At 44.3% G+C, this 16,663-nt stretch carries 11 protein-coding genes; 4 read left to right on the top strand and 7 right to left on the bottom strand.

Annotated features, from left to right (window positions below; genetic code table 11):
- Positions 1-227: 227 nt before the first annotated feature.
- The 4 genes from BAZ21_RS16035 to BAZ21_RS29720 all read left to right on the top strand — a co-directional run bounded on the left by BAZ21_RS16035 (position 228) and on the right by BAZ21_RS29720 (position 4,640).
- The gene (locus BAZ21_RS16035) at positions 228-1,619 is read left to right on the top strand and encodes a helix-turn-helix domain-containing protein (protein ID WP_068502699.1); all 1,392 of its coding nucleotides are present in this window, start codon (positions 228-230) and stop codon (positions 1,617-1,619) included.
- A 225-nt stretch (positions 1,620-1,844) separates the two neighbouring features.
- The gene (locus BAZ21_RS16030) at positions 1,845-2,012 is read left to right on the top strand and encodes an aspartyl-phosphate phosphatase Spo0E family protein (RefSeq protein WP_068502696.1); all 168 of its coding nucleotides are present in this window, start codon (positions 1,845-1,847) and stop codon (positions 2,010-2,012) included.
- Between the two features lie 1,157 nt (positions 2,013-3,169).
- Positions 3,170-4,030: a hypothetical protein gene (locus tag BAZ21_RS29725; protein ID WP_256021358.1), complete on the top strand. Its 861-nt coding sequence runs from the start codon at positions 3,170-3,172 to the stop codon at positions 4,028-4,030.
- 103 nt (positions 4,031-4,133) lie between these two features.
- The gene (locus BAZ21_RS29720) at positions 4,134-4,640 is read left to right on the top strand and encodes a hypothetical protein (protein ID WP_256021355.1); all 507 of its coding nucleotides are present in this window, start codon (positions 4,134-4,136) and stop codon (positions 4,638-4,640) included.
- A gap of 373 nt (positions 4,641-5,013) precedes the next feature.
- Here BAZ21_RS29720 and BAZ21_RS16005 read toward each other — a convergent pair whose 3' ends face one another.
- The 7 genes from BAZ21_RS16005 to BAZ21_RS15975 all read right to left on the bottom strand — a co-directional run bounded on the left by BAZ21_RS16005 (position 5,014) and on the right by BAZ21_RS15975 (position 16,636).
- Positions 5,014-8,058 carry a glycoside hydrolase family 2 TIM barrel-domain containing protein gene (locus tag BAZ21_RS16005; RefSeq protein WP_068502687.1) on the bottom strand — a complete coding sequence of 1,015 codons (3,045 nt, stop codon included), beginning with the start codon at positions 8,056-8,058 and terminating at the stop codon, positions 5,014-5,016.
- Positions 8,059-8,133: 75 nt separating this feature from the next.
- A complete protein-coding gene (locus tag BAZ21_RS16000) occupies positions 8,134-8,958 on the bottom strand; it encodes a carbohydrate ABC transporter permease (RefSeq protein WP_068502682.1) in 825 nt (274 codons plus the stop codon).
- Positions 8,955-9,851: a carbohydrate ABC transporter permease gene (locus BAZ21_RS15995; RefSeq protein WP_068502679.1), complete on the bottom strand. Its 897-nt coding sequence runs from the start codon at positions 9,849-9,851 to the stop codon at positions 8,955-8,957. Before BAZ21_RS15995 ends, BAZ21_RS16000 begins: the two co-directional genes overlap by 4 nt.
- Positions 9,852-9,953: 102 nt before the next feature.
- On the bottom strand, positions 9,954-11,243 hold the full coding sequence (locus BAZ21_RS15990; RefSeq protein ID WP_068502676.1) for an ABC transporter substrate-binding protein: 1,290 nt from the start codon (positions 11,241-11,243) through the stop codon (positions 9,954-9,956).
- Between the two features lie 346 nt (positions 11,244-11,589).
- A complete protein-coding gene (locus BAZ21_RS15985; protein ID WP_068502672.1) occupies positions 11,590-13,401 on the bottom strand; it encodes a sensor histidine kinase in 1,812 nt (603 codons plus the stop codon).
- Between the two features lie 38 nt (positions 13,402-13,439).
- Positions 13,440-14,999, bottom strand: a complete 1,560-nt coding sequence (locus tag BAZ21_RS15980; RefSeq protein WP_068502667.1) for a response regulator transcription factor — start codon at positions 14,997-14,999, stop codon at positions 13,440-13,442.
- Between the two features lie 317 nt (positions 15,000-15,316).
- On the bottom strand, positions 15,317-16,636 hold the full coding sequence (locus BAZ21_RS15975) for an MFS transporter (protein WP_068502664.1): 1,320 nt from the start codon (positions 16,634-16,636) through the stop codon (positions 15,317-15,319).
- Positions 16,637-16,663 lie beyond the last annotated feature (27 nt).

The raw sequence follows: 16,663 nt of genomic DNA, 5'->3' as shown, positions 1-16,663 counted from the left end.
CACGTAGTGAGTGTGTTTTTGGGAATTACCACTCTACCAAAAGACTCTAGATTTCTTGTCATTTTTGCGTACATCATCCAATGATCTCCTATAAAAGTATTTATTGTTGTACCAAAAGATGGTATATTGAAAACATACAAATACTCAATTATATTATAAGTTTTACAATTTTTGCTTTTAATTAAATTTGCACATTCCAAAGTTCATATTGAAAGGGTGGTTTATTCATGGAAATCACACCTATGATACGCGCAGAGATTGAAAGATATCTGAAACAGCAAGGCATAACTATGACCGAGTTTGGTCATATCACTGATTTAAATGTAGGTACAGTGAGTGGCATCGTCACAGGGAATCGTTCTATATCTGTTAATCAACTGGATCGTATTACTGCCGGGATGGGATTATCACCAGACTATTTTTATGAACGTTACATTGAAGAGTGCATCAAAGAATCACCCCTGAATTGGCGAAAAATTAACCCATTTTTATATCGATGTGCGGAGCTTGGCCGTTTGGATTGCATACAAAGCGTTGTGAGTCTGTTGCTAGATACTCCTACCTACATACCATTACTTTTTGAACTGGCTGAGGACTTTTTCCAAAAATCTTACCAGGACGCGGCGGCTCTCCTTTATGAAAATGTGGCTGAAAGTGAAAGAAAGCAGCATTCAGAGCGATTAGCAGTTTGCCAGTATCGACTGTTCATCATCCGGATAGGGAAAAATCAGGCTCAAAATCTTCAAACGGCTGCTAAATTTGAACCTTTTGTTGACCGTCTGGATGAAATTGACCAACTGGATGCCTTGAAAGACTTGGCAAACGTGTATAGATCATTGAGTTTGTGGGATAAGGTTTATAAATTTTCACGCCAAATGTATAAATTAGGGAAAATCCAATATGATTTAGTTCATAACTCCAAGCGAGAAATATCAGGAAAGAAACTTAGCAGACCTCTGTTTGTATACATAGCCTACGCTGAACTGTTGTGTGCTAATGTCTGTGATGCAAGAGGAGAACATGAACAGGCCTTAGAACATATCCGTCGTTATACTGATCTAAGCTGGGTTAAGGAAACTGATTCAGATACACTCCATTGGTTGGGTAATTTTAAGCAATGGGCAAAAATTAATACCTATGTTAATAGGCTTATGTCTGGAGATATCAGCGTGCTCCCGGATTACGAAGAGTACATAGCTGGTGAAAAAGAAATATTCGCTGAACTTCTTAACATCATTGAAGCAGCCAATCGATATAATGTGAATGTCGATCATATCCTTCAGCGCTTTGAACCCCAAATTGCAGCTTATCAGGAAGTATCCTCTACGGATATGTATACCCAACAATTTTTACCACAGCAGTATGTTCGTTTTTGGTACAAAATGGCTAAATACAGCCTAAATAAAGGTAGATATCCATATGGTTTCAAATGTTTAATAATCGCTTTTGAAAAAGCTGTTACAATTAATCATGGACTACTTATTGCCAACTGTGTTGGGCTATTCTCCCATTTTAGTACACATGCGGCTCCTGAAACACAGACTCAGTTCCAATCCATGCATGAGGAGGTGTGGCAAAGATATGATAAAAAAGATGGCTTTAATCTTAGTGACAGTTAGCTGCTTACTGGTATTCGTAGTACCAGCTCAGCATCTAACTTCTGGAATGTTAGCACCGCAAGATCACGTTGGTGGAGCATAATTTAAACATGTGTTATATTTTTCTTTGACCAGCTTTCATGCTGGTCTTTTTTTTGTTGTATTTTGCGTTTATTTAACTAAAAAATGATCATAATGTATTTGTTCATTACCTCCTACAATGAGATTCACTAGGAGGTTGAAGGTATGAACGTAGATGAAACCTTAACGTTAAATCAACAGATGGAAAGTGCCCGGCAACGATTGCATGACCTGTACGAACAGTATGGTTTCGGACATGCTTGCGTACTTGAGCAGTCTATGATTTTGGACGAACTAATTAATCAGCACAATCGCATGTACCAGAATAAATAGGTTAACTCACTATGTTCAGTCAGAGACCACATCCTTCTTATGCAAAACTTTTACCCTTCCCACATAACGATCTTAATTATTCTATAAAATGCCTTGGATGATATTTATATACATTTTCTCATGTCATAAAATGTTAATGAGTTGGTTGAGATGATCGTTTGGTACAAAACAATGTTTTTACTTGAGGAGATGGACTAATAAAAAAGTAGAAATCTGAAGAGATTACTCAGTTCCATCTGAGCTGTTTCTTAAATCTGAAAAATAACTAGAATCAGTTGTTCAAATGTCCTGGTGGCGCATTCTCCAGGCTATTCGTGCTGTTGACCGTACAACTGTTTATAGTTTGTGTCTTTTAAGGAGATAATTTAAGCAAGGCGAAGGGATGTGAGTTGAGAAAAATGGGTTGTGTGAATTAGGAAATGCAGACAGGTAGTGTGAAGGATTTACGGATTGTCATTGAGTACTGAGCTTCCCTATTTACTGACCGTTTCGGTGCTAAATCTAAAGAAGATGAAAGATTCTAATCTTAAGTAGGGCCATCTGTTTGAACTGCATTTTAGAAGGATGTAGGATCGTTCTCCAAGGAACAGTACCGAGTGCGCCAAGAAGTAAGAAAACGAGGAATCAAAGTGCTGGAGCAACATGAGCTGGAGGATTGTATTACGGCCAAATATCTTTGCCGAGGGTATGTGCATGACGCAAGGTTACTATGGGGTAAGGTTAAATCAGATTCAGAAGTGCGGCTGGCTGTAATATATTTAGGGATAGAAATAGCCGAGATCGAATGATCTATGTCGCTTTTTTTTGCGTCAACTTCAGGCAGTCAATCTTATTATTTTCCTGTTGAAAAATTTTTTTGAAATTATTAGAGATGGAAATAATATCCGAAGGTATTTGGTTTTCTATGAAGAAATGTAAACTAGCAAATATTTTATGAGTTTATTGTCATTTGCTAGATAATAGTGGTAATGATTCTCGGAGAAAGGAGAACTATTATTTGATTTAATGTATATCTTTAGTTTTATATTTTGAGAACAGGAGAGGTTTCTATAATCTATAAAAAATGAGGGGTGAATACAAGGGCAAATTTGTAAATATCTCATCCTAAGATTTTACTTCCATAGATCAAAAAAATAAAAAGGAAGAAGGAATTTCGAATGAAGAAAAAATGGTTTACGCTACTCACTACACTTGCAATGGTGACTGCGTTAGGTACTTCTGTGTCCGCAGCACCTGTTGTTCTGTCGGCTGATACTTCTGTTTCTGCTTCTGAGACCTTAACAAAAGATCAAGCTGCTCCTGATGCTACTGTTGATCAATCTGAGCAAGAGGCCCAAAAAGTCGTGGCAAAATTCCTAACTTCTATGCAAGAAAAGAATTTTACGGATGCAGTAAGTCTGGTCAAAGATTCGCGGTATCTGAGTGAAGAAAAACAAATTCAGAAGTATGAGGAATACAGTAATAGAACTGATTTTAATAAAATTGAAGTTGTTGGTTCCCAAAAAGAGTCCAATTCGAGTGTAGCAGTTACAATCAAAGAGGATGGGGAAAAACAAGATTTGAAAGTAATCAAAGATGGGGAAGAGTGGAAATTAGTTCTTGGTGATGGCAATCCCGCAACCGTTAAAGCGCTGAATCCATCTGAATTTTCAACAAATGCAGCTGTAGACTATTATAGACTTAGTGGGGTTCAATATGGAACTGTACTAATTGGGGGAGATGCCTTTTCTGTCGGTTCATCCCATACGGCGACAATCATGGGATGGCAAACCACTGGTTATGATAGCGTAAAAGCTGTTAATAGATATGAGGTTGTGCAAGATGTATGGAATGGATGGAAAGAATGGAGTGTTCCACAGAAAATATCTGGAAACAGTGCAGAGAAAAATTCTAGTACTTGGTATAGTAGAAGTTTCGATGGTATTCCCGCAGGTAGTGGATATCATATCAGAATTACTGGACTGACAACACCAGATGGTTACGGTTCAAGCGGAGCAGGGAATGTTTACGTGAACTAAATGGTGAATGAAGAAACAGGTTCCTTTTTACTGGAATCTGTTTTTTTCTTTTTTTTACTAGCTTTTACAGCTATACTATCTTATAGAGGGAGGTGAGTGGAATTTGAAAAAAGCAATAGTATTTTTTGTTATGGTAATCGCTGGTTTAATTGTAACCGAGCAGGCGATTGTTATTCTTACGACCCGTGGCCGTGGCGAAGCAATTTACAAGATGGGTATGTTAATCCCTGCCCAAGATCTTTATCTATATTTGTACGGGTTCATGTTCTTGTTGTTAGGGATTTTGCTTATCCTGTCTCCTTTACTATTCAGGAAATTTTTTATAGCCAAAGAAAAGAGAGTGTCAACTAAGTCTGAAGTAAAGTGGAATTTGAAAAAAGCAGTAGTATTTTTTATTATGGTAATCGCTGGTCTAATTGTATCCCAGCAGGCAATTGATATTCTTACGACCCGTGGCCGTGGTGAATCTATTTACAAGATGGGTATGTTAATCCCTGCCCAAGATTTTTATCTATATTCATATGGGTCCATGTTTTTGGTGTTAGGGATTTTGCTTATCCTGTCTCCTTTACTATTCAGGAAGTTCCTTATAGCCAAAAAGAGTGTCTAATAAAGCTTTGCAGTGATAGGAGTTGTTTAGCATGTCTACTGCTCTGATTGCAACAATAATCGGTATTATTTTCTTCGCAGCTCTGTTTACTTATTTGTTTATCGTTATCAAAAGATGGAAAAGAAATCGGAAGAATATGAACTAATCAGTGAAATGGGATGTTAAACGATGTGTATACAGTAGTCCATCCTGGAAGCCAGTTTTAATATAGGTGTAAATTGATAGAGAAATCAAGGGTGTTTCTGAGTAATCCAGAAACACCCTTTTTTCATGGAGTCGGTTTATCCCCCCAAGGCTGGTTTTAACCAGCCTGAGTACCCGTAGTAGACAGGTTGGCAAGAAAGAAGAGAACCGGCATCCACTCAATATTTATTTATACCCGTTGCACAGTAAACTCGAATTCCAGCTTTTGATCGGCTGAAATTTGGTATTCCTCATGTACGGGAGCTCCCCAGCTGTCGTCGCCGCCTACACCCATTTGCTTGCCAGCTACGGTGACAACGGTGTAATACACGTTGGGCAGCTCATACAGGTGGTATGCACTTTCCAGTTCAAACGCTGTATACGGCGAAATATTGCATTCCACAGGCGCGGTGGCAGGTGCGGTAATGCGAATACCGCGCCGGGAATCGTCGGTAATATCGACACGGCGCACGCCTGTACGGTTGCCGGATTCCTGTGGCACGACATAACCGGATACGTTATCCGCAGCTTCGTTGCGGAATACGCCGAGTCTCGCACCGAAGGATCGGTCGATGTAATTCTCCTCCGGTCCCATCGCGTACCAGTCCAGATGGCGGTAGTCCGCCGGGACCTTGAACGAAAGGGCAAAGATCGGCAGGTTAGGCAATCCTGATACGCCTTCATAGGTGGATTTTACGTTCAGACTGCCATCGGCCAAGACGGTATAGGCTACCGATACTTGTACGCCTGCATGAATGCTTAATGTGTAGCGGAATGTAATGGTCACACGGTCTGTCTGCTCTTCCGTGACCTCGATGTCTACACATTTACGCGTCAGACTCGCAGCGAACCAGCCGCCGGCTTCAAACCCCAGTGCGGTTCCCCGATCATTGTCCGTGGTTGCACGCCAGAACAATGGGGCAGGAGGGGTAGCAATCATCTCGCGTCCGGCGTAACGCAGCGAGGTCAGACTGCCTGCTCCTTTGGAGAACATGATACTGAAATCTGTGCCGTGAACGCCGATATTCACATCGCCATGTACCACTCGCAGAACACCACCCGTAGTGGCTTTCAGCGGTTTTGAATCTTCCACGATGAAAATATGCTGTCCAAAGGCTACTTCATGCCCGGCCTCAGCCCAGAGCGTGTCTTCCTTCAAAACAAGCGCCGTGTGAATGACATATTCCCCGGGCTTCCCGTCCGTACCCGGGAACGTCAGTGGAATATAGGCTTCGGTCTGAGCCGCCACATCCACATGACTCACATTTCGTGCGATCTCTTGACCTTCATGCAGCAGGCTGTATACCAACTCGTAATCGCCCGTTCCCTCGAACAGGTTTTCGTTGTGAAGGGTTACGCCGTTCCGATCCGGAGTGAGCTTCAGATTTTGGTACAGGAATTTGACCTCCTGCATCTTCGGTGAAACCTTCCGGTCCGCATAGACAATGCCGTCCGTACAGAAGCCGTAGTCTGTGGCACGGTCGTCAAAGTCGCCGCCGATAGCGAGATATTCGCGTCCATAGCGATCTTTTTTCATGACCGCCTGATCAATGTAATCCCAAATAAAACCGCCCTGATACAGCTCGTATTTGTTCTCCAGCTCGGTATATTTGTGCATGCCGCCTACAGAATTCCCCATCGCATGCATGTACTCGCAGCTGATATACGGCTTTTGCGGATTGTCGTTCAAATACTGCTCGATATCCGCGGGCTTGGCGTACATCCGGCTCTCCATATCGCTGGTGTCATCGTACGTGCGGTTGTGGAACACACCTTCGTAGTGCACCAGACGGCTCGGGTCGGCGGCTCGGAAATAGTTGGCTACATTGCGCAGCACCTCACCCGCATACGATTCATTGCCGCAGGACCAGATCAGAATGGACGGATGGTTTTTATCCCGTTCCAGCATGGAAATGGCACGATCCATAACGATATCCTGCCATTCGGGCAGATTGGCGGGAATATTCCAGGAAGGCTCAACTGCGCCGAGCTTTTGCCAGGAGCCGTGTGTCTCCAGATTCATCTCGTCAATCACATATATTCCGTACTCATCGCACAGCTCATACCATAGGGTCTGATTCGGATAATGAGAGGTACGGACAGCATTCATATTGTTTTGCTTGAGTGTTCGGATATCCCACAGCATATCTTCACGGGAAATGGCGCGTCCGGTGCGTGCGTTAAATTCATGTCGGTTCACACCCTTGAAGACGATGCGCTTGCCGTTCAGGTGCATGACCTTGTTCAGCATCTCGAATTTGCGGAAGCCGATCTTTTGCGGGATAACCTCCACGAGTGATCCAGCGGCATCATAAATTTGAATGAATAACGTGTACAAATAGGGCTTTTCCGCGCTCCAGCGCTGTACTTGCTCCAACCTTGCTGACAGCAGAGCCTTGCCATCTGTAAAGTCGGTTTTCAAAGAGGCTACAATCTGACCAGCAGTATCCTTTACATCGACGGCTGCATGGGCCGCTTCAGGTTTTTTCAGACTCAATTCCAGCTCCAGCAGGCCCTGGGTGTAGGAGGCATCCAAGTCAGCATTCACATGCAGATCACGTACGTGAACACGAGGGATCGTGTACAGATATACGTCTCTGAAAATGCCGGAAAAACGCCAGAAATCCTGATCCTCCAGCCATGCTCCTGTACTTCTTTGATATACCTCTACCGCCAGCTTGTTTTCGCCGGCTTGCAGGAACGGTGTCAATTCAAAATCAGACGGTGTAAAGCTATCCTCGCTGTAACCGACAAAGCTTCCATTTAACCATACATAAAAGGCCGACTCGACGCCCTGAAAAGAAATAAACACAGGCTGTCCGTCGGAGCTCATATTTTGCGGTAAAACAAAGCTTTTAATGTAGCTTCCAACCGGGTTGTGATCCTCTGGAATATGCGGTGGGCGAACGTCCGAATGTCCGTCCCACGGATACATCGTATTCACGTACTGCATTTGGCCGAAGCCTTGCGTCTGAATATGGCCCGGCACCTGAATATCGCTCCAGCCGCCATACTCAAAGTCAAGGGCATAGAATTCCACCGGACGACTGGCCGGATTCGTCGCATAGTTGAACTTCCAGCTCCCATTCAGGCTATGGCGCCAGGCCATATCGGCCTGGTGCTCTGCTTCCTGAAGCGTGGCGTAATATTTATGATCGGAATAGGCTGGCAGCCGATTTACCGCGAATTTGGTCACATCGGTGAGCCAGTCCAGACTAGGGGTATGGATGGTCAAGGCGAACACTCCTTATTTTTAGAATGAAATGAAGGTACTGTCATTGATCCGTTCGGTGATCCGTTCAAAAGTCTGTTATTTTACCGAGCCAACCATGCCCGCTACAAAGTGCTTCTGCATCAGGAAGAATACCAGTGCGGTCGGCAGTGTGGACAGGACGATAGCGATCATGATGACACCGTAATCAGGTGCATAGCTGGAGCCCAGGTTTGAGATCAACAGCGGGATGGTTTGATTCTCGGGCGTTTGCAGCACGATCAGAGGCCAGAGGTAGTTGTTCCAGCTGGACATGAACGTGATGATCGCAGCAGCAGCATAGGTTGTTTTCATCGTAGGCATGTATACACGGAAGAACAGACCCAGCTCGGACAATCCATCCATACGGCCTGCTTCCAGCAGATCCTTTGGAAACATTTTGGTACTTTGACGGAAAAAGAAGATCAGGAACGCTGTAGTTACGGTCGGAATGACAACAGATGAGAGTGTATCAATACCGATCCAAGGCATCACATTGGAAATACTGCCGAACATCCGGTAAAGCGGGATCATGATCGCTGCAAACGGGATCATCATCGACATCAGCAGGATATTGAAGACAATGTCTTTGGCTTTACTTCTGTAAATTTCAAAGCCATAGCCGGCCAGGGATGCAATCAGCATAGCCAGCAGTGTAGTTGAGATCGAGACTTTTGCAGAATTACTTAGTGCTGTAACGATATCCACCTTTTCCAGCAGGCTATGCAAGTTATCCATGAGATGAGAGCCGGGCAGGAGCTTGCCTTTCGTCACATCGACCGACAGGTTGGTAGAGCTGGACAGCATCCACAAAAACGGGAAAATGGAAACGAACGACACAATGATCAGAAAGGCATACGTAAATAATCTTTTCGTTTTCATCATTTTTTCTCACCTGCCACTTTGAACTGGATAATCGACAAGATAATGATCATGATGACGATGGAGTAGGATACGGTCGCCGCATAACCAAAGTCGGATGAATACTTGAAGGACAGGTTGTAAATATATTGCGAAATAGAAGATGTCGCGTTGCCCGGTCCACCCTTGGTAATATTCATAATTTCATCAAAGAGCTGAAGTGTACCAATGGTCGATGTAATCGAGGTGAACAGGATAATCGGTTTAAGCAGTGGAACGGTAATGCTGAAAAACTGTCGGATCGGAGAAGCACCGTCAATACGGGCAGCTTCATAGATGGAGCTGTCAATATTCTGGAGACCGGACAGGTAAAAGATCATATTGTACCCGGTCCAGCGCCATGTGATCGCGATAATAATCGTAACCTTGGCCCAGAAGGGGTCCGTAATCCATTGGATCGGCGTGCCGATTACGTGCAGATTCAGCAATAGGGAATTGACCAGACCATCAGCCGAGAACAAATACTTGAATACAACGGAATAGGCTACCAGCGATGTAATACAAGGCAAGAAGATGGCTGTGCGGAAAAAGCCCTTGAATTTAAGATTTTTATCATTCAGCAATACCGAAATGAACAGAGCCAGAATAACCATCAAAGGCACCTGGAAAATTAAATAGATAAATGTATTCTTCACAGCGGTTATAAACATTTTATCGGTGAACAGACGCTTGTAGTTATCAATGCCGTTGAAGGTGAGATTAGACCCTGTACCCGTCTTGAAGGACAAGATAAGCGCCTGAATCATCGGGTAGAAATAAAAGGCTGCAATCATGATCACTGCGATGGATATGAACAACCATCCTGTCATACCTGCTTTGAGACGTGTTGTAGTCATTTTGGGCGCGGCTGTCTTCATAGCCATATCAACTCCCTATACAGCATTAAAACCTTGAACTCGCAAGCCCAAGGTTTTAAGTGCTTATCGTTTTATTGTTTAGCCTTGGCTACATGGACTGTCTTATTTAAGCTGTGCTTCTGCCTGTCCTTGAGCATCTTTCAGAACTGCGTCTACATCTTTGCCGTTCAGGTAGTTTTGAATTTCAACTGTCATGATGTCCTCAATGGCATACGTGTGCAGGCCATAATTGACTTTTGGAACTTGTTTGGTCCATTCTGCGAATTTCTTGTAGACTTTGTCGCCACCGAAATAAGGATCTTCCACGTCATAAGCTTTACCGCTGGAAGCTGCGTTTAATGAACCGACAATTCCGATTTTGCTCAGCATATCTTGGTACAGCTCTTGATCTGAACCGAATGTTTCTTTCAGGAAATCAGCAGCGATATCTTGACCGTCCGAGTTAAGGACATACCAGGAGCTGCCGCCGAGGCTGGAAGCATTCACGGATTCAGGTACATTTTTCAATTTAGGGAAAGGAACAACAGCCCATTTACCGGATTGTGAAGCTTCTGCTTTGATCGAAGGCGTAATCCAGTTACCTGTAGGTACGGAAGCCACTGCACCGCTATTGAAGGCTGCCAGGAATTGACTCCAGTCGGCATTCATTTTAACAATATTTGCGTCGAACAAGGATTTGTACGTCAAGAGCGCTTCTTTCAGAGCTGCATTGCCTGCCAGGTTTGGTGTTTTACCGTCTTCTTTCAGGTACCATGAACCTGCGGATTGGATCATACCACGGATCAGACCGAGGTCATTCGGATCTTGAGTGAGCATTTCTTTACCTGTTTTTTGTTTTACAGCTTTACCGATCTCAATGAATTTGTCCCAATCAATATTGGTCAGGTCAGCTACTTTGTAGCCGGCTTGTTCCAGATAGTCTGTTCTTACATACAGACCCATAACACCGGAGTCGAATGGAACACCATACTGCTTGCCGTTGTAGCTGGTTGGTCCGATTTTGTAATCAGCGAAGTCGGATGCTTTGATCGAGCTGCTCATATCATGGAAGGAATCCGGATAGGCTTGCAGGAAGTTCTGTGCCCGGTAATCCTCGATCAGAACCACGTTTGGCAATCCCTTGGTAGAACCGGAGTTGAGGCCGGCATTCATTTTTTGTACGATATCATTTTGAGCATATTCAACAATGTTTACGTTTACATCAGGATGTTTGGCAACATAGCGATCTTTTGCCAGCTTCAGGGCCGCGATATTGAAGTTCGGGTCCCAAGCCCAGACAGTGATTTCTTTTTTGCCTGAATCTGTGGTCGTAGCTGCTTTCTCAGTATTGCTGGAACACGCAGATAGCAAGATCAAGCTTGCGATCAGCAAAAGAAAAGACATTTTTTTCATTTTGTTCAACCCCTACTCTTTTTTTATAAGTTGCTAATCATTTAAAACTTTTTTGAAAGCGGTTACCTTATTTATGAATCTAGTTTATCATCCTTGCTTTGCTGGCAGTTAGGAATATCTTTATACGGATTTGTCTTATTATTATCAATTATCAAAAAAGGCACCGCTTACATTTGTACTTTTTTTGGATTTAGGTATTTTTTATAGGCTAAACTTGAAATTAGATGGCGTGCTACTACGCAGGTGGATGGTGCTTCCCATCGCCACCGCTACGCTTGTACAGCACCATTCCGCCCACTCCGTTCTTGTTCCACCTTCTTTGTCTTTAGTTCATTGTATATGTTATTTATTTGGAGTCGTTTGATCTCAAGATCAGTGGCAGTGTCAATCTCACTTTGGTGCCCTCGCCTTTTTTGCTGGAAATGGTTACGCCATATTCTTCTCCATAGAGAAGGGTGATGCGATTGTGTACATTCTGGATGCCGATGCCGGTGAACAGCTGGCGTTTGCTCTTGGGATTGGGCAGTCCATCCTTTGCCGCATGCCCGTCCAAATCCATACCATCTCCATCGTCGACCACCTCGCAGATCAATGTATCCTCCGTTTTGGACACCAATATATAGATGTGCCCTGCATTTTTCTCATTAAACGCATGGAAAAAAGAATTTTCGATAAAAGGCTGAATAATCAGCTTGGGCACATGGTACTCCAGACAATCTGGCGATATAAAATAATTCACCTGTATCCGCTGTCCGTAGCGCACATGGTTAATGAACACATAGTTTTGCATGTTGGCCATTTCCTGCTCAATCGTGATGGTCTCGCTTACATTACTGATCGTATTTTGCAGCAGGGAAATGAGCGCGTTGATGGTCTCGGCGGCGGTTTCCTTGTTTCCTTTGAGCACCAGCATTTTGATCGAAGCCAGTGTGTTGTACAGAAAATGCGGATTGATTTGCCGTTGTAGGGCAGCAAGCTCTGCGTTTCGTTGTTCTTTTTGCGTCTCCAGCAGCTTGCGAATATAGTCATTCAGCTCATCCAGCATGTAATTGTAGGCATGACTCAGCTGTCTGACCTCATAGCTGCCCGTTACCGGGATATAGTTATCAAAATTTTTCTCGCGGACCGTCGACATTTGCTTGACCAGTCGAGTCAGTGAACGAATCAGGCGACGGGAAATCAGGAAAACAATCAGCAAAGCAATCAGCACGATGACAATGCAGATGAATACAACGGATTTGACGTCAATGATTTGTCCAATCGCGATTTGTCTGTCGATCATGTTAACCAGATAAAAATCATACGAAGGTATATAGTTGGAAAGGAGGATACTATCCTTGTTCATCACGTTTGCATTAATGTAATTTAGCCCTTGCTCATTGATTTTTGTCGCGTAGCCCAGCAGTTCACGGGAGTGTTGTCCGATCAAGTCCTGACGGTTGCTCGACACGATGAGTCCTGACTTGTCCAAAATAAGAACATCATTGCCGTTGCTTGTGAAGTTGTTATAGAAGCGGCGAAATTCCGGCTCGCGAATGGCAATGTAGATCATGCCATATAAAGTACCGCTGGTTCGCTCCATAAATGCTTTCGAGGCGATAATATAAGGTGTCGGTTTCTGTCCGGTATTATTTATCTGTCGACGAAATAAATCAGTATCCAATTGATACATAAGCCGTGTCGGCTGTGCAGCACTTCGGGCTGTAACGACACTGTTCTTAAGCTCCTCCGCAGTTACCGGCCAATAGGACGAGTCAGAATAGAAGCTTCGGCCATTCATGCCCGTTACAGCGACACCAACGTCATAGGCGTCGACATTGGATTTAATCTGCTTCATCTGCTGTGCCATACCGAAGTAGATGCGTGCCGAGTCAATGGAGTCGGATTGGCCGCCAGTCAGGTAGTTTTTGACCGTCCCATTTTCCGAGGCATGGGTTACGGCATTCACAATCGAGTCATTGAAGGACTCAAAGCTGGACTGAATCTGGCTGAGCACCTTGGCATTCGTAATACTGAATGTCTCGGCGAAGAGGCGTTCAGACATGCGAATCGTCACCAAAGAGGTCAGCAACGATACCGCAGTGATGCTAACCACCATAACGACAAATATTTTGAAGAACAGACCCTGATATTTGATTTTATGAATATACCTTTTCATATCCAATCTCTTTTCTGCTGCAAATATACGCTTGCTCTTTAATGGAGATGCTCCCGGCGGTATTGACTGGGTGAATAACCCGTCACCTTTTTGAACACTTTGGTAAAATAGCTAGGATCTGAATAGCCGACAGTGCTGCTAATATCGGAAATGGACATTGTACCCGACCGCAGCAGATCAGCGGCCTTCTCCACACGAATTTTGTTCAGATACTCACTGAAACCCTCTGTATGATGGGTTGTAAAATAACTGGACAAATAGGAAGGATTAAAATGAAAATATTGTCCAAGTGTCGTCAAATTAAGCGTTTCAGCATGGTGCTCCTCAATATATTCCAGCAGTTTTTTCATGCTTGCGCTGCTGCCTTGCTGCGTTTTAGCCATGATCTGCCTGTTCGCTTCCTCTAAAAAGGTCTCCAGCAATCGCACGGCTTCATGTACGTGAGGCGCATCATTAATCGTTTTGAAATAGGAATATTTCGCTGCATCCAGCTCTTTCATATCATATCCCTGATTCCCAAGTAAAATAGTAATGTTGAACACAATATTCCCGAGAAGCGATTTAAATTCAAAAGCAGTAGAGTTATAGTTGCGGGACATGGTTGCTACATAGGATCTCAAGTCCTGAAAAGCTGCATCAAAATGCTCGCGCTTCATCTCTTCCGTGAACTGCTTCAAGTTAAATGAGCTGTTCACATGAACAGGCTGGGGGAGCTCGTCTTCCATCAGCAGCGCTGTTTCCGGGAAATAAAAGCGATAGCTGAGCAGCTTCGGCAGTTCGTCCTGATAAACCTCACTCATTTGATTAAAATCATCAAACAAGTGGCTGACCGCCCAGCCTATCTGTGGATCGGCTTGCTTCGTCTCCTGAGCCACCTCTCTGACCGCGGCCATCCAGGAGTCTGCCTCCCGCGGATCAAGATTGGCTAAAAATACAGCCGCATGGGCATCGGACGGCAATAGTCGGAGTACGATTTGTTCACACGCAGCTGCCACCCGATCCGTAAGCCTGGAAAATAGGTCTAAGGCAGAGTAGGAGCGGCCTGTACCCTGCTGTGCGGCTTGCTCCATACCTATAAGCGCAAAACGCGTATATGGAAATGTCTGCTTCAGCAGTTCAGTGTCATAGTCAATGCTATAGCCGGAAATCAGCTTTTCGATCACATGATCTATCGTAATTTGATTATCTCCGGCATCTGCCTGATATTGAATGGATGGAATTTTGCGAGCCGTCCGCTGAAGGACTTGCAGCAGCTCATCCGTGTCCAGCTTGGGCTTTAAAATATAGTCAGCAACCCCTTGCTGAAAGGTGGAGCGCACGTAATTAAACTCGCCGTAGCTGCTGAGCACAATGACTTCGATATCCGGATAGTTCTGTTTGACGATACGCGTCAGCTCCTCACCGTCCATGATTGGCATCACGATATCCGTGATGACAATATGAGGGCGCAAGGTTTCAATCAGCGCCAGCGCTTCTTTCCCGTTGGAGGCTTCGCCTACAATCCGAAATCCGTACTTTTCCCACGATAAATGGTGCTTGATTCCTTGCCGTACCAATATCTCATCATCCACAATCAAAATGTTGCATAGCTCATTCATGGCAGCACTCTCCGTAATTATACCTATTCAAAAAAGACGCCATTAAGGCGGATATGTTGTATCAACTGAGGCATATGTTTGACAACGCTTCCAACTTGGTTCAAATATAAAGCATTTAATCTTTACATGCTAACATAAACCAGAAGGGAAGCCAAAAAAATCTTAACCAAGCCTTTCTTTTAATATCGGCTGGTGGCCCAACGAGCATTATATAAAGAATATGCAGTATATATGGGAAAAGCAGCGGAAAAGCAATCCTGCTTCTCCGCTGCTTCCTATGATCAGCTTCATCTGATTGTTCACGTATCGTCTATCGTTTACGCTTTTCGAGTGATTGGTTTTTTCAGGAATATCCCATATGAAATCGCTCCCATAACAAGCAAGGAGGCTCCCAGTAAAAATACATTATTAAAGCTTCCGGTCGTATCCAAAATGTATCCGGTTGCAATCGGTGCTAAAGCAGCCCCCAGAAAACCGCCAAAGTTTTGAATAGCGCCCAGTGATGCCACCTGTTCCCTCGGGGCAATATCGGCTGCCAACGTCCAAATGACGCCGGAAGGCAACTGGGAGGCAAAGTAACCGATAGAGAGAAGTACAATGCTGACAACTGTACTGTCTATATAAGGAATCGGCGCTACAGATGATGCCGCCAGAATAGCCCCGCCAACAATCGGTATCTTGCGTGAGGTCACAGGAGCAACCCCCTTGCGGATGAAATAGTCGGAAATAAAACCGCCCAGCAATACACCAATAATACCGGCAACAAATGGAATAGATGCAATCCATCCGGTTTCCTTCAGCGTGAAGCCCTGTTCCTTCTCCAAATACCTTGGCAACCAGGTCAGATATACCCAGATTGTAAACATGATGCCAAAATTACCGATGATCATAAACCAGGTGCTGGAATTCTTGAAAAGAGAAGACCATTTAGCTGTTGGAGCCTTTGCTTCTGGTTGTGCTGCATCTGATTCCGCCGCAGGAGCAGCGTCTGCAGCCATCTCGTTCAGGTTGATAGCCTGTTTTTCGGCAAAAGTAGGATCACGGTAGACTTTTAGCCAGATCAGCATAATAACCAATCCAATTGCGCCGACGAAGATAAACATGCCTCTCCAGGTCATGGTCAGCATAAGCACAGTCAGCAGGGGCGGAGCAATAGCATTGGCAATTTGCGAGCCTGTATTAATAATAGAGGTTGGGAGTCCTCGTTCACTTTTAGCGAACCATCTTTCCGTTACTTTAAGCCCTGAAGTGAAGAATGGGGATTCCGATACACCGAGCAGCATACGCATGGCATATAGCAGAGAATAGGTATTTACAAAAGCACTGACGATGGTTGCAACTGACCACAGTCCAGAAGCCCATGTGAACATTTTCTTCGGACCGAAGCGGTCAACAAGCCATCCTGCCGGGAGATTAGCCAAGGCATAAGGCCAGAGAAAGGCAGACAGCAGCAGACCCATCTGTGTAGAGGATAATCCAAATTCCGCTGCGATGGTCGTATTCGCGATACTTAAATTAGATCGGTCCAGATAGTTGACGACGGCCCCGAGCAGAAGCAGTAAAATAATGCCCCAGCGCAGACCCACCTTTTTGGGTTGCTCTCCAGATGTTACACGAGTATTCTCGATTTTGCTCATGAAAGCTCACGCTCCTTGATCTATGGT

Source organism: Paenibacillus kribbensis (genome assembly GCF_001705305.1).
GTDB classification, from domain to species: domain Bacteria; phylum Bacillota; class Bacilli; order Paenibacillales; family Paenibacillaceae; genus Paenibacillus; species Paenibacillus kribbensis_B.
This window is presented reverse-complemented; position numbering and strand designations above follow the sequence as displayed.